This window comes from Parahoeflea olei (assembly GCF_001703635.1).
Taxonomy (GTDB): Bacteria; Pseudomonadota; Alphaproteobacteria; order Rhizobiales; family Rhizobiaceae; genus Hoeflea; species Hoeflea olei.
The window spans coordinates 107,762-132,327 of sequence record NZ_LQZT01000023.1; the positions used below are offsets into that span (position 1 = coordinate 107,762).

Genomic DNA, 24,566 nt, shown 5'->3' on the forward strand with positions numbered 1-24,566 from the left:
CGCCCCTAGGTAGTCCCTATCGATCGGAGTGCTGCAGGTGATGGTGCAGCCTCTGTCCGCGCAAGCCGGGCGTGCTTTTCGCTGTATCTGCGCCAAACAAATAATCGGGGACGACAGAACGAGATGTGTGGAATTGCCGGGGAAATCCGTGTCGACGGAACATTTGCCGATACGGCCGCCGTTGCGCGAATGACGGACGCCATGGCCCCGCGGGGGCCGGACGGAAGCGGCGTCGTCGCCCGCGGGCGCGTGGCCTTCGGCCACAGGCGTTTGAAGATCATCGACCTGTCGGAGAAGGCCGCCCAGCCGATGACCGATCCCGCGCTCGGGCTCACGGTGGTCTTCAACGGCTGCATCTACAATTATCCGGAACTGCGCACGGAGCTGATCGCCGAGGGCTACAGCTTCTTCTCGCACGGCGACACCGAAGTGGTGCTGAAGGCCTATCACAAATGGGGCGAGGCCTGCGTCGAACGTTTCCACGGCATGTTCGCCTTCGCCATCCACGAGCGCGACAGCGGCGACGTGGTGCTGGCGCGCGACCGCTTCGGCATCAAGCCGCTCTATCTCGCCCAGGATACGAACCGCATCCGCTTCGCCTCGTTCCTGCCGGCGCTGCTCAAGGCTGGCGACATCGACACCTCCATTGATCGCGAGGCGCTGCACAACTACATGAGCTTTCATGCCGTGGTGCCGCCGCCGCGCACCATCCTCAAGGGCGTGCGCAAGCTGCCGCCGGCCACGACACGGCGGATCAAGGCGGACGGGACGACCAGCGACCGGCTCTACTGGCAGCCCTCCTATCTGAGGCGCAGCGAGGATGCGGGCCTCACGCGCAACGACTGGCGCGACAAGGTGCATGACGCGCTCAGGCTTGCCGTGCGCCGCCGCATGGTCGCCGACGTTCCGGTCGGCGTGCTGTTGTCCGGAGGGGTCGATTCAAGCCTGATCGTCGGTCTTCTGGCCGAAGAGGGGCAGAAAGACCTGATGACCTTCTCGATCGGTTTTGAGGAAGCCAATGGTGAGAAGGGCGACGAATTCGTCTATTCCGACCTGATCGCCAAGACCTTCGAGACCGACCACCACAAGATCTTCGTGCCGTCGGCCGATCTCATCAGCCATCTGCCCGACACCATCGGCGCGATGTCCGAGCCGATGGTCTCCTACGACAATATCGGCTTCTTCCTTTTGAGCCGCGAAGTCTCCAAGCACATCAAGGTGGTGCAGTCGGGCCAGGGCGCCGACGAGGTGTTCGGCGGCTATCACTGGTATCCGCCGCTCGCCAATTCCAACGACGTTGTCGGCGACTACGCCAGGGTGTTCTTCGACCGCAGCCACGAGACGCTGAAGCGGCAGCTGGGCGACAGCTGGATCGCCGACAGCGATGCGAGCCTTGAACTGGTGCGCGGGCACCTGATGCGCGAGGGCGCGGCCACGCCGGTCGACCGGGCGCTGCGGCTCGATTCCGAAGTCATGCTGGTCGACGACCCGGTCAAGCGCGTCGACAACATGACCATGGCCTGGGGGCTCGAGGCGCGGGTGCCGTTCCTCGACCACGAGCTGGTGGAGCTGGCCGCGACCATCCCGCCGGAATTCAAACTGAACGACAACGGCAAGGGCGTTCTCAAGGACGCCGCCCGCCTGGTCGTGCCCCACGAGGTGATCGATCGCAAGAAGGGCTATTTCCCGGTGCCGCAGCTCAAATATATCCAGGGCGACTATCTCGACATGGTCAAGGATGCCCTCGGATCTCAGGCCGCGCGCGAACGGGGCCTGTTCCGCCAGGATTATCTCGACACGCTGTTTGCCGATCCGGCCAGCCACATCACGCCGCTGCGCGGTTCGGAACTGTGGCAGGTGGCACTTCTGGAAATGTGGCTTCAGACACACGGAGTGTAAGCGCGCCATGGCGGAAAAGGGCAAGGACGCGGCTGTCAGGGGCGGGGGGCGCGACCGTCAGGGGCGCGACGCCTATCAGCACCGCTTGAAGCGCATGCGCGAGCAGGGGTTGAAGCCGCCGATCGCTCCGCATGGCGATACCGCTGAGCGGATGAAGCCGGAATTCGCGCTCGACTGCGGCTGGGGCCGGCTGGTCTTCGCCCAGACCTTCGACAATCCCGACTCGATGATTGCGGCGCTGAGCGGCGAACAGCCCGACCGGCGCGACATTGCCGTTTATGTGCGCGACCCGCATGTGCTTCTCGCCAATGCGCCGCAGGAGCTGTTTCTCGATCCCTCGCACACCTACCGGCTTGACCTGTCGCGCTACCGGCCCTCGCGCAAGTCGCCCAAGGGCTTCTTCATAAGGCGCCTCACATCGCAGTCGGATGCCGACGCGATCAACCGCATTTATGCGGCGCGGTCGATGGTGCCGGTGCCGCCGGAATTCTTCTGGTCCCGGCGCGATGCGCGCTCGATCATCTATTTCGTGGCCGAGGACGAGCAGACCGGGGAAATCCTCGGCACGGTGACCGGGGTCGACCACATGCGCGCCTTCAACGATCCGGAGAAGGGCTCGTCGCTGTGGTGCCTGGCCGTCGATCCGGTGGCGCGCCATCCCGGCATCGGCGAGGCGCTGGTCCGGAGGCTTGCCGAATATTTCACGCCGCGCCGGGCGGCCTTCCTCGATCTCTCGGTGCTGCACCACAACGAGCAGGCCATCGCGCTCTATGAAAAGCTTGGCTTCCAGCGCGTCTCGTTCTTCTCCGTCAAGCGCAAGAACCCGATCAACGAACTGCTCTACACCGGCCCGGAGACAGACGCGGCTTTCAACCCCTATGCGGCGATCATCGTCAAGGAAGCGCGCCGCCGGGGCATTCGCGTCGAGCCGGTCGATGCCGAGGCCGGATATTTCCGCCTGACCCAGGGCGGCCGCACGGTCTTGTGCCGCGAGAGCCTGTCCGAATTGACCTCCGCCGTGGCGCTGTCGATCTGCGACGACAAGTCGATCACCCGGCGCATGGTCTCGGCCGCCGGCGTGCGCGTGCCCGCCCAGCTCGACGGGGGTTCAAGTGCTGAAGAGATTGCCGCCTTCGTCGAACGCTGCGGCCGCATCGTCGTCAAGCCCGCGCGCGGCGAGCAGGGCCGCGGCATTTCGGTCGGCGTCTCCGATCCGGACGACGTCAAGGCGGCGATCGCGTCGGCCAAGACCGTGTCGGAAACGGTGCTACTCGAGGAATATATCGAGGGCGAGGACCTGCGCCTGGTGGTGATCAATTACCGCGTGGTCGCCGCCGCCATCCGCCGTCCACCCTCGGTGGTGGGCGACGGCGAGCGCACCGTGCGGCAACTGATCGCGGCGCAGAGCCGGCGCCGGTCCGCGGCCACGGGCGGCGAATCGCGCATTCCGATCGACGCCGAGACCGAGCGCACCGTGCGCGAAGCAGGTTACGAACTCGATGACGTGCTGCCAGCGGAAAAGGGCATCGCCGTGCGCAAGACCGCGAACCTGCACACCGGCGGCACCATTCACGATGTCACCGACATCGTCGACAAGACGCTGGTCGATGCGGCGATTGCCGCCGCCCGCGCCATCGACATTCCGGTGACCGGCATCGACCTGATGGTGAAATCGCCGAGCCGGCCGGATTATGCCTTCATCGAGGCCAATGAACGGCCCGGCTTGGCCAATCACGAGCCGCAGCCCACCGCCGAACGTTTCATTGACCTGCTGTTTCCGTTATCAATGCCTGCGGCCGCGCGCCGGACGATGCAAAAGGAACTGGACGGAGACTGCTAGTGTCACGCTTGGCAATTGATCACGAATACATGCTTCACGTTCTCGAGAAGCTGCTCAAAACCCCGAGCCCGACCGGCTACACCGACACCGTGGTGCGCTATGTGACCCACGAACTCGAACGCCTGGGCCTGACGGTGGAGATGACCCGTCGCGGCGCAATGCGCGCGATCAGGCGGGGCAAGCGCGACGACGGCGCGCGGGCGATCGTCTCCCATCTCGACACGCTCGGTGCGCAGGTCAAGCAGTTGAAGGACAATGGCCGGCTCGAACTGGTGCCGATCGGCCACTGGTCGGCCCGCTTCGCCGAGGGCGCCCGCACCACCGTGTTCACCGACAACGGCACCTATCGCGGCACCATCCTGCCGCTGAAGGCTTCCGGTCACACCTTCAACGACGAGGTCGACAGCGCCCCCGTGGGCTGGCAGCATGTGGAGCTGCGCATCGATGCGCTGTCGCGCAACCGCAACGACACCGTCAAGCTCGGCATCGAGATCGGCGACATCGTCGCCATCGACCCGCAGCCCGAATTCCTCGACAACGGTTTCATCGTCTCGCGCCATCTCGACGACAAGGCGGGCGTGGCGGTGATGCTGGCCGCGCTGAAGGCGCTGCAGGACGAGGGGGCGGAGACCCCGGTCGACATCCATTTCCTGTTCACCATCGCCGAGGAAGTGGGCGTCGGCGCCTCCTCCGTGATCAGCCACGATATCGCCTCGATGATCGCGGTCGACAACGGCACCACCGCGCCGGGGCAGAACTCCGACGAATTTGGCGTCACCATCGCCATGGCCGACCAGACCGGCCCGTTCGACTACCATCTGACCCGCAAGCTCGTGAAACTGTGCAAGGACAACGAGATCCGCTACCAGAAGGACGTGTTCCGCTACTACCGGTCAGATTCGGCCAGCGCCATCGAGGCGGGTGCCGACGTGCGCACGGCGCTGATCACCTTCGGCGTCGATGCCTCGCATGGCTATGAGCGCATCCACACCCACGCCCTGCGCTCGCTCGCCGAACTGATCACCGCCTATGCGGTGAGCCCGGTCGAGATAAAGCGCGATTTCAAGGAGACCTCGGGCGTCAAGGGCTTCACGCGCCAGCCGGCCGGCAAGGCCGAGCAGGAGCTGTCGCCGGTGATCGCCGACGAGGAGCTTGAGAGCTAGGGGGCTGCGGTCAACCGGTCGATAGCCGGGTGAGCGTGTTGAGCATCAGCTGCGCGCCCTTTTCGATATCCGCCCAGTCGCTCCATTCCTCCGGCGCATGGCTGATGCCAGCGCGGCTCGGGATGAAGATCATCCCCGAGGGACACAGCGACTGCATGGTCTGCGCGTCGTGGCCGGCGCCCGAGGGCATCACAAGCGCCTTGTAGCCGAGACGGTCGGCCTCCGCGCGCATGGTCTCGCGCAGGTCCGGATCGAGCGTCACCGGCGACAGCCAGCTTTTTTCCGCGACCGTGTGGGCGAGCCCGTGGGCCTGTGCCGTGGCCTCGATCCGTTCGAGGCAGGCGGCGCGCAGCGCCCGCATGACGGCTTCCGACGTGTCGCGGATATTGATCAGGAACTCCGCGACGCCCGGAATCGTGTGCGGGAAATTCGGGTGGATCTCGACCTTGCCGATGGTGATGCGGCTCGTTCCCGGGACACCGCTTGCGCCAAGAATCTCCGGGATGCCTGCGGCGAAGGCCGCGAGCCCCGCAAAGGCGTCGGCGCGCATCTCCATCGGCGTCGTGCCCGAATGGTTGGCCGTGCCTTCGTAGCGCACCTGCAGATTGCACACGCCGGAAATTCCCTCGACGATGCCGATCGGGATCGCCTGCCGCTCCAGCACCGGCCCCTGCTCGATATGAAGTTCGAGAAACGCCCTGATCGATCCCTTCGGCCAGGCCGAGGCGAGGGCGTCCTGGGCGTCGAGGCCCTGCGCCGCCATGGCATCGGTGAGCTGAACGCCGTCGCTGTCCGATGCCCGGTCGAGCCAGCCGGGATCGACCACGCCCGCAATCGTCTGCGAGCCGAGCATGCCGCCGAACCGGCCTTCCTCCTCCGCCGTCGCTACCACCACGATCGCGGTCCTGGGTTCGATCCCGGCATCGCGCAGGGCGCGCACGCATTCGAGCGCCACGCAGACGCCGAGCGATCCGTCGAATGCGCCGCCCTCGGGCACGGTGTCGAGATGCGAGCCCGCCATCACGCAGGCGCCCTCGGCGGGGCCATAGCGCCCGAACAGGTTGTTGACCCCGTCGCGGCTGACCGCGAGCCCGTCCTCGCGCATCTGCGCGGCAAACCAGTCGCGCACCGCCATGTCCTCGGGCGAGTAGCCGGTGCGGTTGTAGCCGCCGGTGACGGCGTTAAATCCGAAGGCATTCACGCCCTCGAGCAGGCGCTGCAGCCGGGGCAGGTCGATGACGGGAGCGGTGGAGCGCATGGGACCGGACGTGTCTCCGTGGATGAGAAGCGGGCGGGGCGGCGGGTCAGCCGGCACGATCTGAGGGGTAATTTATCATAATAAATGCTTGCATTGGAGGGAATTTTCCGAATTAATCTCCGCCCATCAGCAACGATGGAGATCGCCATGAAGAGATTTCTGGCTGCGGCGGCGACGGTTCTTTCGCTTGCATTCGCGACCCCTTCCTTCGCCCAGACGCCCCCCAATGTGCTTGTCATCGGCCAGATTGCCGAGCCGAAATCGCTCGATCCGCATGCGGTCACCGCGGTCAACGACTTCCGCATCCTCATGAACGTCTATGACGGGCTGGTGCGCTACAAGGACGGAACCCTCGAAGTCGAACCCGCGCTCGCCGAAAGCTGGACCGTGTCCGACGACGGTACCGTCTATACCTTCAAGCTGCGCGAGGGCGTGAGCTTCCATGACGGCTCGCCGCTCAACGCCGAGGCGATCAAGTTCAATTTCGACCGGATGCTGGACGAGGCCCACCCGTTCCACGACACCGGGCCGTTCCCGCTGGCGTTCTTCTTCTCGGCGGTCGACAGCGTCACCGCGGTCGACGATCTGACCGTCGAGTTCAAGCTCAAGGAACCCTATGCGCCGTTCCTGTCCAATCTCGCCTATCCCACCGGCCTGATCGTCTCGCCCGAGAGCGTGAAGCAGCACGGCAAGGATTTCGGCCGCAATCCCTCGGGCACCGGCGCCTACAAATTCGCCGAATGGGAGGCCAATGCCAAGGTCGTGGTCACCCGCAACGAGGGCTACTGGGACGGCGTGCCGGAGCTCGAGGCCGTGATCTACCGGCCGATCACCGACGCCAACACCCGCATTGCCGAGATGCTTTCGGGCGGGCTCGACATCATGGTCGAGGTGCCGCCGGACAGCCTCGAGCAGTTCCGCACCGACGCGGCCTTCAAGGTCTCCGAACAGGCGGGCCCGCATGTCTGGTTCCTGATCCTCAACACCAAGCAAGGCCCCTTCGCCACCAGGGAAATCCGCCAGGCGGCGAACTACGCCGTCAACAAGACGGCGCTGGTCGACAACATCCTGCAGGGCACCGCGGAAGTGGCCGCGGGCCCGACACCGCCGGCCTTCGCCTGGGCCTATGACGAGGCGCTCGAGCCCTATCCCTACGATCCCGACAAGGCCCGCGAACTGTTGAAGGAGGCCGGCTACAACGGCGAGGAAATCACCTTCTACGTGACCGAAGGCGGCTCGGGCATGCTCGATCCGATCGCCATGGGCACGGCCATCCAGGCCGATCTCGAAGCCGTGGGCATGAAGGTCAAGATCGAGACCTACGAGTGGAACACCTTCTTGGGCAAGGTCAATCCGGGGCTCGAAGGCAAGGCCGACATGGCCGAAATGGCCTGGATGACCAATGACCCTGACACGCTGCCGTTCCTGACGCTCAGGACCGAGGCCTGGCCCGACAAGGGTGGCTTCAATTCGGGCTACTACTCGAACCCGAAGGTCGACGAACTGCTCGAAGCGGCCCGCCGCGCCACCGACCAGGAGGAGCGCGCGAAGCTCTACCGCGAAATGCAGCCGATCGTGCAGGAGGATGCGCCCTGGGTGTTCGTCGCCAACTGGAAGCAGAATGCGGTGACCAAGGCCTCGGTCGAGAACTTCAAGCTGCAGCCTTCGTTCTTCCTGATGCTTCAGCACGTGGCCAAGCCGCAGTAACCAAGCCGGGGCGGGCGGTCTTGCCGAAGGGCCGCCCGCCGCCCCCTGACCCCCGCTTCGGAGAGCGCCCGTGTCGGCCTATATCGCCAAACGCCTTCTGGCCGCCATTCCCGTCCTGTTCGGACTGACGGTGATCGTCTTCCTGATCATGGCGATGATTCCGGGCGATCCGGCCACCGCCATCCTCGGCTCCTATGCCACGCCCGAAAACGTCGAGAAGCTCAACCGCGATCTCGGCCTCGACAAGTCGCTGTTGCAGCAATACCTGATCTGGATCGCGAACCTGTTTCAGGGCGATCTCGGCCGCTCCTACACATTGAACCGCCCGGTGCTCGACGAGGTGCTCGAGCGCTTCTCCGCGACGCTGATCCTGGCCGGCACCGCGCTGGTGCTCTGCTCGATCCTCGGCCTGATTGCCGGCGTCGTCTCCGCCGTCCGCCAGTTCTCCTGGGTCGACAAGACCATCACGCTGGTGGTGCTGGTGGGCATCTCCATCCCCTCGTTCTGGCTCGGGTTGCTGCTGATCCTCGTCTTTGCCGTCAATCTGCGCTGGTTCCCGGCCTCCGGCATGTACGCGATCTATGGCGGCGGCGGGCCGCTCGACCTGCTGCATCACCTGTTCCTGCCGGCGCTGACGCTTGCCGTCGTCGCCACCGGCGTGATCGCGCGGTTGACCCGCACCGCCATGCTCGAAGTGCTGCGCCAGGACTATATCCGCACCGCGCGGGCCAAGGGCGTCACCGAAAACCGCGTGATCTACCGTCACGCCTTCAAGGCGGCGCTGGTGACCGTCATTCCCGTGATCGGCATCCAGGCCGGCTTCGTGCTCGGCGGCGCGGTCTATATCGAAACCGTGTTCCAGTGGCCTGGCATCGGCTCGATGCTGGTCAAGGCGATCTCGACCCGCGACCTGCTCCTGGTGCAGGGCGGCGTGCTGGTGGTCGCGAGCGCCTATGTTCTGTTCAACCTGGCGGCCGACGTGCTCCAGACCGTGCTCGATCCGAGGTTGCGCTGATGGCCGAAGCAAGCACTGCACCCGCGCCGGCCGTGCGTCCGGCAAAACACCGCTCCAGCCGGCCCGACAGCCTGCGGCTTCTGTTCAACAACAAGCTCGCGACCGCGGGCCTCCTGGTGTTCGCGCTGATCGTGGTCACGGCGCTGCTGGCGCCGGTGTTACCGCTGCCCGATCCGGACGTGACGGCGCCCGCCGACCGGCTGATGCGGCCGCTGAGCGAAGGTCATCTGCTCGGCACCGACGCGCTCGGCCGCGACATTCTCTCGCGCCTCGTCTGGGGCAGCCGCGTGAGCCTCGCCGTCGGCGTCTCGGCCACGCTGATCGCCGCCTTTTTCGGCTCGCTGATCGGGCTCGTCGCGGGCTATGCCGGCGGCCGGGTCGACACGCTGCTGATGCGCGGCATCGACATGGTCATGGCCTTTCCCTACATCCTCCTGGCGCTCGCCATCGTCGCGGTGCTGGGCCCCGGCCTGCTCAATGCGCTCTATGCCATCGCCGTGGTCAACATCCCCTTCTTCGCCCGCAACATCCGCGGCATCGCGCTCGGCCTGTCGCGGCGCGAATTCGTCGATGCGGCGCGGCTGTCGGGCAAGAGCCATGCGCAGATCCTGTTCATCGAGGTGTTGCCGAATGTGCTGCCGGTGATCATCATCACCATGTCGACCACGGTCGGCTGGATGATCCTGGAGACGGCGGGCCTGTCCTTCCTGGGCTTGGGCGCGCAGCCGCCGCAGGCCGACCTCGGCTCGATGCTGGGTGACGGGCGCAAGATCCTGTTCACCGCGCCGCATGTCTCGATCATTCCCGGCGTGATGATCTTCATTCTGGTGATGAGCATCAACCTGCTCGGCGACGGCGTGCGCGACGTGCTCGACCCGCGGCTGAAATCCGGTGCGCTCACACGGCCGGTGGCGCGCACGGCGGTCGAACGCAGGCAGGTGCCCGAAGGCGCCACGCCCGCGCCGGGCGCGGTGCTCGACGTGCAGGGGCTCAGAACCGAATTCCACATCGGCAGCCAGGTCTTCCGTGCCGTCGGCGGCGTCGACATGCGCATCGGCAAGGGCGAGTGTCTGGGCATCGTTGGCGAGTCCGGGTCCGGCAAATCCGTCGCCGCCATGTCGATCATGGGGCTGGTGCCGACCCCGCCGGGCCGCATCACCGGTGGCGTGGCGCTGTTTGACGGCGAGGACCTGTTCTCGGTTTCCGACGAGCGCGTGCGCCAACTGCGCGGGCTTGCGGTCAGCCACGTGTTCCAGGATCCGCTGTCGACGCTGCATCCGCTCTTCACCGTCGGCGAGCAGCTGGTGGAGGCGATAGAGGCGCATCAGCCGCTGTCGCGCAGCCAGGCGCGCGAGAAAGCGGCAGAGCTGTTGAGCCTTGTGCGCATCCCCAATCCGGTCGAACGGCTCAAGGCCTATCCGCATGAGCTTTCGGGCGGCATGCGCCAGCGGGTCTGCATCGCCATGGCGCTTGCGGGCGAAGCGCGGGTGATCATCGCCGACGAACCCACCACCGCGCTCGACGTTACCGTGCAGGCGCAGGTGCTCTCGCTGCTCGATACGCTGCGCAAGGAGCGCAATGCCGGCATCCTCTTCATCACCCATGATTTCGGCGTGGTCTCGGCGATCTGCGACCGGGTGGCGGTGATGTATGCCGGCCAGTTCGTCGAAACCGGAGAGACCGGCGAGATCCTGCGCGCGCCGGCCCATCCTTACACCGCCAAGCTCATTGACTGCGTGCCGGTGCTGGGCGAGCCCGACCGCAGGCTCGACGCCATCGAAGGCCGGCCGCCGGTCGTCAACGACCTGCCGGTGGGCTGCGCCTTCGCGGCCCGCTGCCCGCGCGCCGAGGACGACTGCCGTGCGGGTCCGATCGCCCTCACCGAATTCGCGCCGGGTCGACAGGTGCGCTGCATCCACCCGCTCATCGGGGAGACCCAGAATGTCTGATGCGCCGCTGTTGTCGATTGATGGGGCCGAACGCGTGTTCGGGGGCGGCCGCACCCTGTTCGGCCGAACGCGCCCCGGCGTGCACGCCGTCCAGGACGTCAGCATCGATGTCAGGCGCGGCGAAACGCTCGGCGTCGTCGGAGAATCGGGCTGTGGCAAGTCCACGCTCGCGCGCCTGATTGTCGGGCTCGATGCGCCCACCGGCGGCCGCATCGTCTTCGACGGACGCGACCTGGTGGCGGAAGCAGGTCGCGACCTGCGGCGGCTGGCGCGCGAAGTGCAATATGTGTTTCAGGACCCGGTCGCCTCGCTCAACCCGCGCAAGACCATCCGCACCATTCTCGAAGCGCCGCTGATCCATCTGCTCGGCCTCGACCGCAAGGCCCGGGCCGGCCGTCTTGCCGAACTGATGGAGGCGGTCAATCTCGCGCCCGAATTCCTCGACCGCTATCCGCACGAGTTCTCCGGCGGCCAGGCCCAGCGCATCGGCATCGCCCGGGCGCTTGCCGCCGATCCGAAGCTGATCGTGCTCGACGAACCGGTCTCCGCGCTCGACGTCTCGGTGCAGGCGCAGGTGCTCAACATCCTCGACGATCTCAAGCAGCGCTTCGGCCTGACTTACGTGTTCATCAGCCACGATCTCTCGGTGGTCGAAAGCGTGAGCGACCGGGTGGCGGTGATGTATTTCGGCAGGATCGTCGAGATCGGTCCGGTGCGCACCGTGTTCGGCGCGCCGCGCCATCCCTACACGCATCTTTTGCTGCAGTCGGCGCCCGCGCCGGGCCGGCGCTCGCTGGTGTCCGAGGATGCCAATACCGAATTGCCCGATCCCTACAATCCGCCGCCGGGATGCGCCTTTCATGCCCGTTGCCCGCGCGGCACCGACTTGTGTAAGGAGCGCCAGCCGGTGCTCGAGTCCGCGCCCGGCGAAGACGGACACAAGGCTGCGTGTTTTCACCCCCATGCGGGGCGTGAAGCGGGGAAGGGGGAGCATGTCGGACAGGGCTGACGCCACACCGGTGGTGCCGCCGGTGGCGCGCAAGCGCAAGCGCCCGGATATCACGGCGGATGCGATCCGCGACCGGATCATGGACTCGGGCCTCGCGCCCGGCGACCGGGTTCCCGCCGGCTGGCTCGATCCCGATGCGCTCCATGTCTCGCGCGGAACCCTGCGCGAGGCGCTCAAGCTTCTCGAGTTCCAGGGCCTGGTCACCACCAAGACCGGGCCGGGCGGCGGCGCCTTCGTGGCGGCGATCGCGCCCGAGAACGCGCTCAGGATGCTCGACAACCTGTTCCTGTTCGCGCCGCCGAGCATCGCCGACATCTATGCCATGCGCATGCTGGTCGAGCCCGAGCTTGCCGCCGCCGTTGCCTCGGCATCGCTGTCGGAGGCAGCGTTTGCCGCGCTCAAGGACACCATCCGCCTCTACGAGGCCGAACCGGCATCCGGCGAGGAGGACTATCGCCAGCGGCTCGCCGAACTCGATTTCCACGCCGAGCTCGCGCGCCACTGCCCCAACAAGGTGCTGGGCTTCGTCGCGGTGTTCCTGCTGAGCCTGCTCAGGGACATGACCGTCTGCCGCGAGATCTACCAGAACCCAAATCCGGGCCTCAGGGAGGCAGGGCTCAATTACCAGGTGCGGCTCCTGCGCGTGATCCGGGCCGGAGACGCGGGCCGGGCGCGCGAGATCATGCGCGAGCATATGGGCGAGGCGGCAATCTACATGCAGGAGCGGGCCGCCATGCGCGACCGCGGGCGGCCGAAGCCGTGAGCGGCGGGGCGGCGGCCTGGCGCACGATCCACAGCGGTTGTTGCCACAGCGGCTGGGACCGCTCGCTCGCCCCCGTGATTCATGTCGCCCCGGGCGAGACCATCGAGCTGTGCTGCCGCGATGCGGCCGACGGGCATTACACGCAGGCAAGCACCGCCGCGGACATCGCGCGGATGGACCTGGCGCGTGTCAACCTCGTCACCGGCCCGGTCTTCGTCGACGGCGCGGAGCCCGGCGATACGCTCAAGGTGACGATCGGCGAGTTCAGCCCCTCCGGTTTCGGGTGGAGCGCGATCATCCCGGGCTTCGGGCTGCTTGCGGACCAGTTCACCGCGCCGCGCCTGCACCTGTGGACCTATGACCGCACGGCCCGGACGCCGGCCGTGTTCAGTGACATCGCGCGGGTGCCGCTCAAACCCTTCGCCGGCACCATCGGCGTCGCCCCGGTCGAACCCGGGCGCCACGACATCCTGCCGCCCTACAGCACCGGCGGCAACATGGACATCCGCGATCTTGCCGCCGGCACCGAACTCTATCTGCCGGTCAAGGTGCGCGGCGCGCTGTTTTCGGTCGGCGACACCCATGCCGCCCAGGGCGACGGCGAAGTCTGCGGCACGGCCATCGAAAGCGCGATGGACATTGTCGTCACGCTCGATCTCATCAAGGGCGGGGCGCCGCCATTCCCGCGCTTTTCGACCCCCGGTCCGGTCACGCGCCATCTCGACGCTGCGGGCTACGAGGTCACCACCGGCATCGGCCCGGACCTGATGCGGGCCGCGCGCGACGCGGTCTCGGGCATGATCGATCATCTTGGCAGCTGGCGCGGGATCGCCCCCGAGGATGCCTACATGCTCTGCTCGGTCTGCGGCGATCTCAGGATCAGCGAAGTCGTGGATGCGCCCCACTGGGTGGTCTCGTTCTATTTCCCGCGCATCGTGTTTGCGTAGCGCCTCGCGAGGCCGGGGTGGCGCCCACACCAAGACGCCGTCCGCGCGGGGTGCGCGAACGGCGTCTGGGCGGGCGGTCCGGGAGGCTGGATGCGCCCTTTGCCGGATATCGCGGGCAGGCTTACTGGGCGACGACGGCGCGCAGCATCCACAAGGCCTTCTCGTGGAAGGTCAGGCGCGCGGTCAGCATGTCCTCGGTCACCATGTCGTCATTGTCACCGGCCTTGGCCGCGGCCTTGCGCATGTCGCGCACCGCCTGTTCGTGCTCGGCGATCAGGTCATTGACCATGTCATGGGCCGATCCCTGGTCGACATCGTCGCCCTTGGCGGGGGCAAAGGTCTCGGTCATGGCGAAGCGCACCGGCGCGAGATGACCCAGCGCGCGGATGCGCTCGGCGATGATGTCGGTGGCTTCGAACAGCGCGTTGTAGTGCTCTTCGGTCAGGTCATGGATCGACTTGAAGACCGGGCCGACCACGTTCCAGTGATAGACATGGCTCTTGATGGTCAGCCGATAGGTGGCCGCGAGGATCGACGACAGGTCGTTCGCGATCTCCTTGCGGTAGGCGGCCTTCAGGCCCGTGTGAATCGCGTCCTTGGAGGTTTCGGGTGTGAGACTTGCTATGGCTGTCTTGCTCATGGCGGTGCCTTTCGTGTTGAGGCGCCCAAAGGCGCTGTCATGGGATGTCGAAATCAGTTGCCGGCGTGGAGCGACGCTGAACCGTCCCGGGAGGGCGAGGCCGCATCTGCGCCCCTCTCCGCACCGGGGGTCTCGGCCGATCCGGAATCCGACGCGGTCTTGTGCATCTCGGTGAATGCCTTGAAGGGGTCCGTCTCGTTCGCCACGGCGCCCCAGAGCACCCAGCCGGACATGAAGGCAAGCCCCAGGCTCGCCACCAGGATCACGAGGACCTGCCGACCGAGCCGGCCCTGACGCACGGATGTGGGATCAATCGGATCTTTCACCTTTCAAGCTCCTTGTCGGTTGCGCGGCCCTGCCGGTCGCGCTCAGTCGCGCCCGGACCGGACCAGGACGCCCGCCAGGACGCCGACCGCCAGACCCGCCGCCAGCGCCATCCCCTTGTTCTGGGCAATGACGTTGGATGCGGTGGAGACGGCCAGCGCGGAGGCCGCGCTGGATGTCGCGATCCGCTGCCGCCTGAGGGCGCGCCGGCGCAGCACGGCCCGGATCGCCAGCGCGACGAGCGCCAGAACGACGGTCAGACCGGCCGCTGCCAGAAGCCCGATCACCGGGCCTTCGGTCTGCGCGACGAAAGCCGCGAAGGCGCCGAGCAGCGACAGGGCGGTCAGGAAACCCATCATGGCGATGAACGCCATGACCAGAATGTCCCGCTTGACCTGGCGCGCCTTGGCGCCGGCATAAGCCGCGGCGATGGACGTCAGCGTGTAATACATGTTGGCCTTACCTGCGCAGCAGGATGGCCGCCAGGAAGCCGACGGCGACGGCGACGCCGAGCGACTGCACCGGCTTCTCGCGCACCGTGGTGCTCATCTGCTTTTCCGCGCGCGACAGCTGGCCTGACATGTCGGCCAGGAGCCGCTCGCCGCTGCGGATGAGGTCGTCGACACGGGTTTCCGCGGCTTCGCGCGCCACGCCGGCCTTGACGGCGCCTGCGCCGGCGAGGGCTTCGCCCAGGGCCGCCAGCTCTTCGCGGATGCGGGCGGTGCGTTCGGCGATGTCGTCCATCACCGGGCTGTCGGATCCGTTCGCCTTGTCGCTCTTTCTCATCGTTGCCATGGTCAAACTCCTTTGTTGGTTCACCCCTCCAACGCTCAGGCCTGGTTTTGGTTCCGGCGCCGGCAGGGCTTTCCGGACAAAACAGGACGGCCGCCGGATTGCTCCGGCGGCCGCCTGTCGTTCCGTGGGGAACAGGTGTGTCGATCGAGCCCGATCAGCCGGCCGGGGCCGTCATGATCACGGAGTCACGGTCAGCCTTCCAGGCGTCTTCGTTGTACTCCGGCTGGGCTTCCAGCTGCTCCTTGGTGAAGGGCGTGAACACGATCAGCTCACCGTCGGCGTCGGCACGGATGTCGAGGTTCTCGGGCGAAACGGCCACTTCCTTTTCGCCGATGCCGAGGAAACCGCCCACATCGAGGGTGAAGCCTTCGATCTGGTTGTCGGCGCTCATGAGCACTTCGCCGACTTCGCCGATGTTTTCGTCATTGGCGCCATAGACGGTCTGGCCGGTCAGGTCGTCGGCGGTGAAGTCGCCGGCCTTGACCTGGGTCATCTTCATGCGGTCGATGACCTGGGCCTGGGTCTTGGTTTCGGCGTCAGCGACAGCGCTCTGGCCGTTCTCGACCCGCTCGGCCGTGGCCTGCTCGGCGTTCTCGTTGGTGTCGGCCGTCATGTCGGTGCCGGTGCCGGCTGCCATGTTGGTGTCGGTGCCGGTCGCCATGTTGGTCTCGGCGCCTTCCGGCTCCGACTTGGCCTCGGTGTAGATGTTGGTGCGGTCGAAGGCCGGTGCGGCTTCGAGCTGCTCGCGGCTCATATTGGCAACGAGCCAGCGCTGGCCGTCACGGTCGGCCCACTCGATGGTGCCGTATTCGACTTCGACGTCCTTTTCGCCGATGCCCAGGAAACCGCCGACGCCAACGATGACGGAGGCGACTTCGCCTTCGGGGCTGATGACGAGGTCATTGATGTCGCCGATCGAAGCGGCGTCCTTGGCACTCGATTCATACACGGCCGAACCGATCAGGTCGCTGGCCAGGGTGGCGCCGTGGACGATGCCGGCGGCATCGGGGGCTTCGGTGGTGGTTGCTTCGGCGGTGGTCGTTGCCGCTGCATTGGTGTCCGTGGTCGTCGTGCTGCTCTGTGCGAAAGCAGACGTCGTAACGAGAGCTGTCAGGGCCGTGCTGGCCAAAAGCATCTTGAACATGGTAAATTCCTCTTTGCATCGAAAGGTGCCCGCCGGGCTGGACTTGTGTGTGAGAGCGCTGGACCGGCTCGGCGGAGTTACGAAATGGAAACGCCGCCTGCCCGCTCTTGGTTCCGGGACAGGCGATTTTTTTTGCTCAGTTGCCCGTCGGGGTGGGCGCGCCGCGCTGCACGCGCGAAGTCGCGGGCTTCATCATCAGCGAGTTGCGCATCACCGCATATCCGATCAGCAGGAACGGCACGGCCAGCAGGCCGCCCACCGGACCCCAGAGCCAGATCCAGAACGCCAGCGACAGAAACACCAGGAATGGGCTCAGCGTCATAGAGCGGCCGATGACCTGCGGCGTGACGAACTGGGCCTCGATCATGTTGAGCGTGAGATAGGCGGCCATCGGAAAGAAGATCGCCGGCGGCGTGTCCCAGGTGGCGAGCCCGACGCCGAGCAGGATGCCGGCCATCACCGCCGGGCCGATATAGACGATGTAGTTCAAAAGAAAGGCGAGCATGCCCCACAGATAGGGTTGGGGCACGCCGATCAGCCACATCGCCGCCGCGGTGGCGACGCCCAGGCCGGCATTGATCACGGTGATCGACAGCAGGTAGCGCGACACGAACCACTCCGCATCCCGGAACATGCGCGCCGTGCGCAGCCGCGCATGGCGGCTGAAGCACAGCGACAGGATGCTCTGTCTCAGCGTGTGGCGGGTGGCCATGAAGAAATAGAGGCTCGCCAGGAAAAGCAGGATCTGCGCGGCGAGCGCCGGCGCCAGCGTGGCGATGTCCTCCACCGTCGAGGTGTCGGCGATGTCCACCGTCATCTGCGCCTTGCCGCCCGAAATCGCGCGGATCTGTTCCTGCACGCCGCCGAGCGTTTCGAACACCGTCTGCCAGTCGAGCAGGTGGCGCTGCAACTCCCGCCAGATCTCGGGCAGGCGGTCCATCCAGATCGAAAGCGGCAGCGAGAACAGCGTGATCGCGGAGCCGATCAGCGTGAGGAACAGGATGACCACGATGCCCGCCGACAGCGAGGGGGAAATGTAGCGTTCGAGCGCGGAGGCCACGGGAGAGGCCATCAGGCCGGTGATGATGGCGAGGCAGACCGGCGCCACCAGCGCCTGGGCCTGATCGAGCGCCGTGAGGGCAACCACAAGTCCGACCACGATCAGTGCGATCCGCGACACCGATTGCAGGCTCGCGTCCATTCCGGACCTCGCAGCGATCCGAACCACGGGTGGTTCCATGCGGTACATGTGCTTCATCGAGACCCCTCTATTGAGTGAGGGAAATGCTGCAGGCCCCGTTTTGTTCCGCGTGCGCCCCGGGCCGGGGCCGGTCATGGCCGCCGCGCCGGGCGCGGCGACGGCGCGGTCACTTGCGGGATTTGGTGCCCGGCTTGGCCTTGGATGCCGCCGACGTCACCCGGTCGAACGGAACGCGGATGGTCACGTCGATGCCGCGTTCGCTTTTCACGGAGGTGATCGATCCGCCCATTTCGCCGCGAATGGTGGCGTCGAGAAGCTTGGTGCCGAAGCCGGTCTTGGTGCCGAGCGGCTCCACCTCTTGCGCATCGAACGGCTCGGGGCTGGTTTCCGACCAGGTCAGCACCAGATCCGCCTTCTTGCCAGGCAAGGGCTTGATCGACCAGGCGATGTTGAGGGTGCCGCCCGGCGCCCGGGCCGAACCGTATTTGAGCGCATTGGTGGCAAGCTCGTGGAAGGCGAGGCCGAAGGCCTGCGTCGCCGTCTCGTTGAGCTCGATCTTCGGGCCGGTGAACTTGTCCTCGATCGGATCGTCGCCGAAGAGCTGCTTGAGCTCCTGCGTCAACAGCGTCTCCAGGTCCGCGCCCTGCCAGGCGGTGCGGGCGAGCAGGTCCTGCGAGGCGGCCATCGCCTGCAAGCGCGCGGAAAAGGATTTCGAGAAGTCCTGCAGATCCTCCGAGGCGCGCGCCGTCTGCCGCGAGATCGCCAGCACGCGCGCAATCATGTTCTTGATGCGGTGCTTCATTTCCTGCAGCAGGAATTCGCGCTCGGTCAGCGCGCGCTCGCTCTCCTCGCGCAGGGCTTCACCGACCTCGATGGTGCGTTGCTGCGAATGCGACGAGGCGGCGAGTGCCGCGGCCAGCAGCACCGAGGCGATCACCAGCATGAAGGTCTGGGTCTGGTCCGAGGGCGGGCTGTAGATCTCCGACGGATGGATTTCCAGCCGCCAGGTGCGTCCGGCCACTTCGAGCGAGGTGGTGATCTCCTCGCTGGTGCCGAAATGCGTGCCAGGCTTGCCCGGCGAGGTGTAGATGAGGCTGCTGTCGGAGGGCTCGCCGTCCCAGGCGGTGATATGCACCGGCAGGGCGGGCAGCCGGTTGAGCGCGGCATCGAACAGGTCGCCGACCCGGAACGGGGCGAACACGAAACCCAGGATCCGGCCGGAAGTGGCGGCGAAGAACGGCGTGTACATCACGAAGCCGGCCTGGGAGCTGCCCGAGGGCTCCTGCACCAGCCGCACCGAGCCCGAGGCGCGCAGCCGGTTTTCCGACAGCGCCGCCAGCAGGGCGGCGCGACGGACGGGATTTGTGTACATGTCGAAGCCGAGCGCGCCGAAACTGCGGCTGGTCTGCGGCTCCATCATCACGATCGGCGTGCGGATCTCCTCGGTCGTTTCCGGCCAGGGCGCACGGCTGATGCCGTAGTTCTTCTCGATCTCGCGCGCGATCGTCTCATCCGATTGCGGGCCGGTGCGGACATAACGGGCAAAGCCGATGCCCTGAACCCCGCGGAACCGTTCGTTCTTCTTCAGGTGGCCGACGAAGGTTTCGAAGTTGTCCGCGCTCGGGACCTCGCCGTCCGCCTCGAAAAAGGCTTCCGCGGCGTTGATCATCAGCACATGCGTGTCGATGCGGTCGCTCAGGCGCTGCACCGCATCCTCGGCGATGGCCGCAAAGCTCATCCGGTTGGCGTGGTCGATGGTGTACCAGGACGCGGCCGCAGTGAGCAGGCCCACCAGCGTGACAACGCAAAAAACCAGCAATGGCTGGACCCGGTGCAGCAAGATGACGGGGATCCTCTTCAAAGACTTTCGCTCACAGGTCGCACACGGGTGCGGACCGTTTGGATCGGCTCAACTCTTTTACGAATCGTGCAGTCAACATACAATCCGGTCCCCGGTGACTTGATGGGAAATCAAACGCATAAAATGACGTGCACGTTTAAGAGGAAACGCCGGAGCGTCTATTAAGCAGGTTAAGTTGGATCAATATGAGGCAATGCGGTTGATCGGTTCCGGGACGCCGGATTTGGTCGAGAACTCCATCAGGAAGCGCTTGTCGAAATCGGCGAAGCTCACCGATCGGCTGACCTCGGGAAAGCTCACCACGCCCTTGTCGATCCGCAGCAGGTTCTCCTTGCACAGCCGGCTGATCGAGCGGTTTACATGCACCGTCGAAAGCCCCATGCAATCGCCGATCTGCTCCTGCGTGAGGGCGAGTTCGAAGCCCTTGGCATTGGCCAGGTCGACCTGTTCGAGCCGGGTCCACAGTTCCAGGAAGAAATGCAGGATCCGCTGCGCGGCGGTGCGCGCGCCGAGCGAGACCTTGTGTTCGGAGAGAATGTTGGAATGGCGCACGGTCATCCAGTCGAGGCCGGACGCCAGCACCGGGAAGCGGCGGTGGATCTCGAGAATGCGCACCGGCTCGATCAGAGCCACCGAGGCCTTGGTCAGCGCGGAGGCCGAGAAGATCGAGGAATTGTTGAAATTGACATGCAGGCCGATGAAATCTCCCGGCAGCGAGACGCCGATGATCAGGCGCCGTCCGGACGAGGTGATCTTGTAGCGGATCACCCAGCCGCTGCGGACCAGAAAGGTCAGGCGCAGGGGGTCGCCGTCATGGATGAATTCGTCGCCCTTGTCGACCTCGGCCCGGTTGACCTGCATGGTTTCGAGGAACTTGACCTCCTCGGAGGTCAGAAGGATCGAGCGGCCAAGCCGGCGCACCAGCGGGCTGGCATCTTCGGGAATGGCACTCTGGCTTTTTGGTGGCATGGCTCGGCTTTCATCGCCGAAAGACCCGGCAGGATATCCACCGGGTCCTTCAGGATCGTCGAATTCACGATTCTTGATTAGTGCTTGCCGAGCCAATTGTCGATTTCTTTTTCGGCTTCGTCACGGGTCTTGCCGTAGCGGGCCTGGATCTTGCCGGCGAGTTCGGTGCGGTTGCCCTCGATCCGGTCGAGGTCGTCGTCGGTGAGCTTGCCCCACTGCGCCTGGGCCTTGCCCTTGTATTCCTTCCATTTGCCTTCGATGATATCCCAGTTCATGGTATTTCTCCTTGTGGTGGTTGATCGGGTGTTCGTCTAATCCGGAAGCCGGTGTCGGTGTGCCGATCGGCTCATGATATCAACGCTCTGGGTGGTGTTTGGTTCCCGCGGAACCGGCCGCCCGATGGGGGTGGCCGGTTATTTTTTCGCTAAGGACCGGGTCAGCTCGCCATGGCGCGGTGACGGGTCTCGATGCCGCGGATGAGGTCTTCGAGTTCGCTCCGGTGCTTGATCAGCAGTGTGTGTGCGGCGTCGAAGGTTGCGGCGGGCAGCGCCTGCGTGTGCTTGGCGAGCGCCTCCAGCGCATCGTCGTAGGAGGACACCAGCCAGCGTTCGCCGTCGGCGACCGAGGGCAACACGTCTTCGTCGATGTCGGTGAAGAAGGCGCGGGTGCGCACCACGCCCTCGTGCACGGTCGACATGAACGAGCCGTCCTCGGACGGGTGCCTTCCCTGGGAGGTCAGGAAGGAGGCGAGTTCGCCCGCCTGGCGCTCGTTGGTCTGGCGGATCGAGCGGATGGTGTCGGTGATTTCCGGTTCGGCCTTTTCGAGCATCACGTCATAGCCGTGCACGGCGTCGATCAGAAGCACGTGGGTGTCGCCGATCGCGTCAAGCACTTTCGCGGTTTCTTCATTGGCGTGTTGGGTTGTCATGGTAAGCCTCGTTTGATGACGTTGAAGGTTTTGGGGGTATGGGATCGGGTATCGCGCTTGGTGCGGCCGGTCGCCCTTTGCTCCGGCCGTTTCCCGTTCCGGCCCCTATGGCCGGGCGGAATCAGTTCATCTGGCGGGTTTCGTCACGATTGCTGTCGGACTGGGCCAGCGTCTGCAGATTGATCTCGGGGTCGATCAGCTCGATCGCCACTTCGATCTCACCGTCTTTCGACACGTCCCAGACGATCTCGGCGTCCTCGTAGAGCAGCGCCGGATCGATCTCGACGCATTTGCCGAGAGCGTGGTCCTGCTTGGCCGCCATCATGCGGATTGCGGGGGAAAGCTCGGCTTCGCACTGCTGCACGGTTTCATAGGCGACTGCAGGGGCCGGCTGCTCGCTGCAGCTGTCGTAGCCGCCGTTGCAGGCAACAAGAATCATGAAGGCTGCGATGTGTTCCATAACGCTTCTCCTTTGCGGGAGATAACGTCCGGGGCGCGGGGAAGTTCCTAACAAGAGGTTTCACGGCGCGTGAAACCGTTAACAAATGTCTTTTCGCCGGGCGGAGGCACGCTCTCTCGGCCCCAGGCGGGCAGGGCAGATGCCCCACCGCTGGCTAATGCCGGGTCAGCGGCGTAGATGCAGTTCGAACTGGCTGTTGGGAATGGTGAGCTGGTAGATCATGCGGTCCCGGGTGGTTTCGTGGCGCACGCTGGCCGACAGCGCCTGCGGCACGATGCGTCCGAGCACCGTGCCGGAAAACCCTGGCTTGGCCCCGTCGGCGCCGTTGCTTTCCGGCGCGCTTGCAAAGGTTTCCGTCCAGGTGACGACCAGTTCCGGGCCATTGCCGTCGCCGGCAATCTGCTCGGAGGACAATTCGATCGCCCCGCCGGCGGGCCCGAGTGCGCCCTTGGCCAGCGAATCCACCGTCAGCTCGTGCAGGGCGAGCCCCAGATGCAGGGCCGCATTGGGAAACAGATAGGCGTCCTCGCCGCTCATGCCGAAGCGCGCGGAGTTCTGCCCCACCAGCGGCTCGAGCTGGGATTCGACCAGCGCGAACAGCTCGGCCCCGCGCCAGTCGGACGCGGTGACGAGGTCCTGGGAATGGGCCATGGACTGGATGCGGCTGCGGAAGGCCACCAGGAAGCCATCCAGATCCTCGGAATAGCGCGCGGTCTGGGAGGCGATCGACTGGATGATGGCCAGAAGGTTCTTCGACCGGTGGCTCAGTTCGCGCAACAGCGTCTTGAGGATGGTTTCGCGATACTTGACGTCGTCGATGTCGAGAATCGTGGTCAGCACGCCCACGACATTGCCGTCGGCGTCGAAGTCGGGGTCGATATGAAGCATGAACCAGTGCCGGTCCTGATCCATGTCGCGCAGGATTTCCAGCTTCTCGGGTTGGCCGCTGGCCAGCACCTCGCGCTTGGCGATCGAGATCACGGCAGCCTGGGTGTCGCCAAACAGCGCGCTGTCGGTCTTGCCGGTCAGTTCGTCCTGCCCCGCCCAGGACTGGGGGAGGTTGGCGGAGAACCGGATCTTGAGATCGCGGTCCTGATACATCATCGAAACGCCAGCACTCCGCAAACCCGCCAAAGCGAACCTTAAGCGATCAGACACATCGATCGATCCTGGTTTCATTCCCAACTCATCAGCTTTTTTACATCCAACGCCTGTGTGTCTGCACCGGGCTTGAAGCTGCATCGGGCGCCGGCCGAGGCCGGCGCCCGACGCAATCGGGTCAATCTCTTTGCCGGGCGTGCCGGCGAACCTGGTTGCGTCAGACCTTCCTGACGAAGTTGACGACAACCGAAATCACCAGCAGTGCCAGGAACAGGAAGAAAAGAATCTGGGCTATTCCGGCCGAAGCTCCGGCGATACCACCGAAACCAAGCACGCCTGCAATGATGGCGACGACGAGAAACACGAGAGCGTAGTAGAGCATCGAAAATCTCCTTTGTCATTCGATGGTCTGACAACGCCCCAATTCTCAGTTGGTTCCGGTCAATTTCGCCGGCTCCGCCGACTGCTCGCTGGCAGAGTTGAAAAACAGCGCCTGGCTGATCAGCGCCTTTACCATGTCGGGATTGAACGGCTTGGTCACCAGGAAGGCGGGTTCCGGCTTCTCGCCGGTCAGCAGCCGTTCCGGGAAGGCGGTGATGAAGATTACCGGCAGCGCCTCATCCTTGAGGATGTCGTTGACGGCGTCGATGCCCGAGCTGCCGTCGGCCAGCTGGATGTCGGCGAGGATCATCTTCGGCTGCGTGCGACGATAGAGCTCGAGGGCTTCGTCATGGGTCCGCGCCACCCCGGTCACCCGGTGGCCGAGCGCCTCGACCATGTCCTCGATGTCCATGGCGATCAGCGGTTCGTCCTCGATGATCATGATGTCGGTCGCGACCTGCTGGGAGATCTCACGCGAGGCGGTGTCGAGCAGCCGCGACAGTTCGGCGGCGTCGACGTCCAGGATCTCGGCGCATTCGTCGGGCGAAAAGCCTTCGACCGCCACCAGCAGGAATGCCTTGCGGGCCTGCGGGGTGACGGATTCGAGATTGGCACGCGCCCGTCGCTCCCAGCCGAACGGCGTCTCTGTGACGGGCATGGGAACCGAAAGGCTGTCGAAGAGTTGTGAATACAGCTTGTAGAGGGCCACGCGGTCGTCGCCGGATTTCGGAAACACCGACAGATCCGCGATCAGGGCCTCGAGAGTGGCGGCGACAAAGGCGTCCCCGGAAGTCTGGGATCCGGTCACCGCGCGCGAAAAGCGGCGAAGATAGGGAAGATGCGGCGCGATGCGCATGGATAAGGTCGTCATTATGTACCCCTTGGTAGTCCACAGAGAGTGGCAACGGAAAGCCAAACGCGTGGCCCAAAAAAAAGTTCCGCGGCTTGGAACTTTTTTTTCCGCGGCGCATTATCATGCAACATGTGTGGATTAAACGTGGGCTGACAAGGGGTAAGATGAGCAAAGATCAGAAAGGAGTGGCGGCAATGAGCAAGCGCTCCTCAAAACATGACGCCAGCGATGCGATCGGATCGCAGCTTCGGCGCTATTATCAATCCGTGGAGCAGGAGCCGATCCCGGGTCAGCTTCTCGATTTGCTTGAAAAGCTCGACGAAGCCGAGCGGTCGGGCGGTTCGAGTGGCGGGCACTGA

General features: G+C 65.3%; 25 protein-coding genes. 10 read left to right on the plus strand and 15 right to left on the minus strand.

What is annotated here, in order from left to right; genetic code table 11:
- Positions 1-123: 123 nt before the first annotated feature.
- From AWJ14_RS13405 to AWJ14_RS13415, 3 genes are read left to right on the plus strand one after another with little or no spacing between them, the layout of a single operon-like run.
- Complete coding sequence (locus tag AWJ14_RS13405; RefSeq protein ID WP_066180037.1) at positions 124-1,899, plus strand: N-acetylglutaminylglutamine amidotransferase; 1,776 nt, start codon at positions 124-126, stop codon at positions 1,897-1,899.
- A gap of 7 nt (positions 1,900-1,906) precedes the next feature.
- On the plus strand, positions 1,907-3,739 hold the full coding sequence (gene ngg, locus AWJ14_RS13410; protein ID WP_083220254.1) for an N-acetylglutaminylglutamine synthetase: 1,833 nt from the start codon (positions 1,907-1,909) through the stop codon (positions 3,737-3,739).
- The gene (locus AWJ14_RS13415) at positions 3,739-4,902 is read left to right on the plus strand and encodes an osmoprotectant NAGGN system M42 family peptidase (protein ID WP_066180039.1); all 1,164 of its coding nucleotides are present in this window, start codon (positions 3,739-3,741) and stop codon (positions 4,900-4,902) included. Before ngg ends, AWJ14_RS13415 begins: the two co-directional genes overlap by 1 nt.
- A 10-nt stretch (positions 4,903-4,912) precedes the next feature.
- On the opposite strand, the gene AWJ14_RS13420 is transcribed toward AWJ14_RS13415, so the two are convergent.
- Positions 4,913-6,160: a Zn-dependent hydrolase gene (locus AWJ14_RS13420; RefSeq protein WP_066180041.1), complete on the minus strand. Its 1,248-nt coding sequence runs from the start codon at positions 6,158-6,160 to the stop codon at positions 4,913-4,915.
- Positions 6,161-6,307: 147 nt separating this feature from the next.
- Here AWJ14_RS13420 and AWJ14_RS13425 point away from each other — a divergent pair, with 147 nt between their 5' ends.
- The 6 genes from AWJ14_RS13425 to AWJ14_RS13450 all read left to right on the plus strand — a co-directional run bounded on the left by AWJ14_RS13425 (position 6,308) and on the right by AWJ14_RS13450 (position 13,550).
- Positions 6,308-7,867, plus strand: coding sequence for an ABC transporter substrate-binding protein (locus AWJ14_RS13425; protein ID WP_066180605.1), 1,560 nt, complete (start codon positions 6,308-6,310; stop codon positions 7,865-7,867).
- A gap of 70 nt (positions 7,868-7,937) precedes the next feature.
- Positions 7,938-8,882, plus strand: coding sequence for an ABC transporter permease (locus AWJ14_RS13430; RefSeq protein ID WP_066180044.1), 945 nt, complete (start codon positions 7,938-7,940; stop codon positions 8,880-8,882).
- Complete coding sequence (locus AWJ14_RS13435; RefSeq protein WP_083220255.1) at positions 8,882-10,831, plus strand: dipeptide/oligopeptide/nickel ABC transporter permease/ATP-binding protein; 1,950 nt, start codon at positions 8,882-8,884, stop codon at positions 10,829-10,831. The genes AWJ14_RS13430 and AWJ14_RS13435 overlap by 1 nt, the downstream gene beginning before the upstream one ends.
- A complete protein-coding gene (locus tag AWJ14_RS13440) occupies positions 10,824-11,840 on the plus strand; it encodes an ABC transporter ATP-binding protein (RefSeq protein ID WP_066180047.1) in 1,017 nt (338 codons plus the stop codon). The genes AWJ14_RS13435 and AWJ14_RS13440 overlap by 8 nt, the downstream gene beginning before the upstream one ends.
- Positions 11,824-12,603 (plus strand): FadR/GntR family transcriptional regulator, encoded by a 780-nt coding sequence (locus tag AWJ14_RS13445; RefSeq protein WP_066180051.1) that lies wholly within the window; start codon positions 11,824-11,826, stop codon positions 12,601-12,603. The genes AWJ14_RS13440 and AWJ14_RS13445 overlap by 17 nt, the downstream gene beginning before the upstream one ends.
- On the plus strand, positions 12,600-13,550 hold the full coding sequence (locus AWJ14_RS13450; RefSeq protein ID WP_066180053.1) for an acetamidase/formamidase family protein: 951 nt from the start codon (positions 12,600-12,602) through the stop codon (positions 13,548-13,550). The genes AWJ14_RS13445 and AWJ14_RS13450 overlap by 4 nt, the downstream gene beginning before the upstream one ends.
- Positions 13,551-13,671: 121 nt before the next feature.
- Here AWJ14_RS13450 and AWJ14_RS13455 read toward each other — a convergent pair whose 3' ends face one another.
- The 14 genes from AWJ14_RS13455 to AWJ14_RS13520 form a co-directional block, all read right to left on the minus strand.
- The gene (locus AWJ14_RS13455; protein ID WP_066180057.1) at positions 13,672-14,190 is read right to left on the minus strand and encodes a Dps family protein; all 519 of its coding nucleotides are present in this window, start codon (positions 14,188-14,190) and stop codon (positions 13,672-13,674) included.
- 53 nt (positions 14,191-14,243) lie between these two features.
- Positions 14,244-14,516, minus strand: a complete 273-nt coding sequence (locus AWJ14_RS13460) for a hypothetical protein (protein WP_066180060.1) — start codon at positions 14,514-14,516, stop codon at positions 14,244-14,246.
- 42 nt (positions 14,517-14,558) lie between these two features.
- A complete protein-coding gene (locus AWJ14_RS13465; RefSeq protein ID WP_066180063.1) occupies positions 14,559-14,966 on the minus strand; it encodes a hypothetical protein in 408 nt (135 codons plus the stop codon).
- Positions 14,967-14,973: 7 nt separating this feature from the next.
- Complete coding sequence (locus AWJ14_RS13470; protein WP_066180066.1) at positions 14,974-15,309, minus strand: ElaB/YgaM/YqjD family protein; 336 nt, start codon at positions 15,307-15,309, stop codon at positions 14,974-14,976.
- A gap of 154 nt (positions 15,310-15,463) precedes the next feature.
- Positions 15,464-16,453 carry a PRC-barrel domain-containing protein gene (locus AWJ14_RS13475; RefSeq protein ID WP_066180068.1) on the minus strand — a complete coding sequence of 330 codons (990 nt, stop codon included), beginning with the start codon at positions 16,451-16,453 and terminating at the stop codon, positions 15,464-15,466.
- 136 nt (positions 16,454-16,589) lie between these two features.
- On the minus strand, positions 16,590-17,654 hold the full coding sequence (locus tag AWJ14_RS13480) for an AI-2E family transporter (RefSeq protein WP_245304276.1): 1,065 nt from the start codon (positions 17,652-17,654) through the stop codon (positions 16,590-16,592).
- Positions 17,655-17,820: 166 nt separating this feature from the next.
- A complete protein-coding gene (locus AWJ14_RS13485) occupies positions 17,821-19,473 on the minus strand; it encodes a CHASE domain-containing protein (protein WP_083220257.1) in 1,653 nt (550 codons plus the stop codon).
- Positions 19,474-19,695: 222 nt separating this feature from the next.
- Positions 19,696-20,484, minus strand: a complete 789-nt coding sequence (locus tag AWJ14_RS13490; protein WP_066180074.1) for a Crp/Fnr family transcriptional regulator — start codon at positions 20,482-20,484, stop codon at positions 19,696-19,698.
- Between the two features lie 77 nt (positions 20,485-20,561).
- The gene (locus tag AWJ14_RS13495) at positions 20,562-20,759 is read right to left on the minus strand and encodes a CsbD family protein (RefSeq protein ID WP_066180075.1); all 198 of its coding nucleotides are present in this window, start codon (positions 20,757-20,759) and stop codon (positions 20,562-20,564) included.
- A gap of 161 nt (positions 20,760-20,920) precedes the next feature.
- Positions 20,921-21,412 carry a DUF2383 domain-containing protein gene (locus tag AWJ14_RS13500; protein ID WP_066180077.1) on the minus strand — a complete coding sequence of 164 codons (492 nt, stop codon included), beginning with the start codon at positions 21,410-21,412 and terminating at the stop codon, positions 20,921-20,923.
- A gap of 121 nt (positions 21,413-21,533) precedes the next feature.
- A complete protein-coding gene (locus AWJ14_RS13505; RefSeq protein WP_066180079.1) occupies positions 21,534-21,872 on the minus strand; it encodes a hypothetical protein in 339 nt (112 codons plus the stop codon).
- 165 nt (positions 21,873-22,037) lie between these two features.
- Complete coding sequence (locus AWJ14_RS13510; protein ID WP_171904881.1) at positions 22,038-22,976, minus strand: sensor histidine kinase; 939 nt, start codon at positions 22,974-22,976, stop codon at positions 22,038-22,040.
- A 214-nt stretch (positions 22,977-23,190) separates the two neighbouring features.
- Positions 23,191-23,355: a DUF1328 domain-containing protein gene (locus tag AWJ14_RS13515; protein WP_066180084.1), complete on the minus strand. Its 165-nt coding sequence runs from the start codon at positions 23,353-23,355 to the stop codon at positions 23,191-23,193.
- 45 nt (positions 23,356-23,400) lie between these two features.
- Positions 23,401-24,225, minus strand: coding sequence for a response regulator (locus AWJ14_RS13520; RefSeq protein WP_066180085.1), 825 nt, complete (start codon positions 24,223-24,225; stop codon positions 23,401-23,403).
- A 176-nt stretch (positions 24,226-24,401) separates the two neighbouring features.
- On the opposite strand from AWJ14_RS13520, the gene AWJ14_RS22435 reads away from it, so the two are divergent.
- Entirely contained in the window at positions 24,402-24,566 is a 165-nt protein-coding gene (locus tag AWJ14_RS22435; RefSeq protein WP_171904882.1) for a NepR family anti-sigma factor, read from the plus strand.

Coding starts and splice junctions, on each gene's coding strand:
- AWJ14_RS13405 (WP_066180037.1), top strand. CDS start 124: ATGTGTGGAATTGCCGGGGAAATCCGTGTCGACGGAACATTTGCCGAT.
- ngg (WP_083220254.1), top strand. CDS start 1,907: ATGGCGGAAAAGGGCAAGGACGCGGCTGTCAGGGGCGGGGGGCGCGAC.
- AWJ14_RS13420 (WP_066180041.1), bottom strand. CDS start 6,160: ATGCGCTCCACCGCTCCCGTCATCGACCTGCCCCGGCTGCAGCGCCTG.
- AWJ14_RS13425 (WP_066180605.1), top strand. CDS start 6,308: ATGAAGAGATTTCTGGCTGCGGCGGCGACGGTTCTTTCGCTTGCATTC.
- AWJ14_RS13435 (WP_083220255.1), top strand. CDS start 8,882: ATGGCCGAAGCAAGCACTGCACCCGCGCCGGCCGTGCGTCCGGCAAAA.
- AWJ14_RS13440 (WP_066180047.1), top strand. CDS start 10,824: ATGTCTGATGCGCCGCTGTTGTCGATTGATGGGGCCGAACGCGTGTTC.
- AWJ14_RS13445 (WP_066180051.1), top strand. CDS start 11,824: ATGTCGGACAGGGCTGACGCCACACCGGTGGTGCCGCCGGTGGCGCGC.
- AWJ14_RS13455 (WP_066180057.1), bottom strand. CDS start 14,190: ATGAGCAAGACAGCCATAGCAAGTCTCACACCCGAAACCTCCAAGGAC.
- AWJ14_RS13465 (WP_066180063.1), bottom strand. CDS start 14,966: ATGTATTACACGCTGACGTCCATCGCCGCGGCTTATGCCGGCGCCAAG.
- AWJ14_RS13470 (WP_066180066.1), bottom strand. CDS start 15,309: ATGGCAACGATGAGAAAGAGCGACAAGGCGAACGGATCCGACAGCCCG.
- AWJ14_RS13475 (WP_066180068.1), bottom strand. CDS start 16,453: ATGTTCAAGATGCTTTTGGCCAGCACGGCCCTGACAGCTCTCGTTACG.
- AWJ14_RS13480 (WP_245304276.1), bottom strand. CDS start 17,654: ATGGACGCGAGCCTGCAATCGGTGTCGCGGATCGCACTGATCGTGGTC.
- AWJ14_RS13490 (WP_066180074.1), bottom strand. CDS start 20,484: ATGCCACCAAAAAGCCAGAGTGCCATTCCCGAAGATGCCAGCCCGCTG.
- AWJ14_RS13495 (WP_066180075.1), bottom strand. CDS start 20,759: ATGAACTGGGATATCATCGAAGGCAAATGGAAGGAATACAAGGGCAAG.
- AWJ14_RS13500 (WP_066180077.1), bottom strand. CDS start 21,412: ATGACAACCCAACACGCCAATGAAGAAACCGCGAAAGTGCTTGACGCG.
- AWJ14_RS13505 (WP_066180079.1), bottom strand. CDS start 21,872: ATGGAACACATCGCAGCCTTCATGATTCTTGTTGCCTGCAACGGCGGC.
- AWJ14_RS13510 (WP_171904881.1), bottom strand. CDS start 22,976: ATGATGTATCAGGACCGCGATCTCAAGATCCGGTTCTCCGCCAACCTC.
- AWJ14_RS13515 (WP_066180084.1), bottom strand. CDS start 23,355: ATGCTCTACTACGCTCTCGTGTTTCTCGTCGTCGCCATCATTGCAGGC.
- AWJ14_RS13520 (WP_066180085.1), bottom strand. CDS start 24,225: ATGACGACCTTATCCATGCGCATCGCGCCGCATCTTCCCTATCTTCGC.
- AWJ14_RS22435 (WP_171904882.1), top strand. CDS start 24,402: ATGAGCAAGCGCTCCTCAAAACATGACGCCAGCGATGCGATCGGATCG.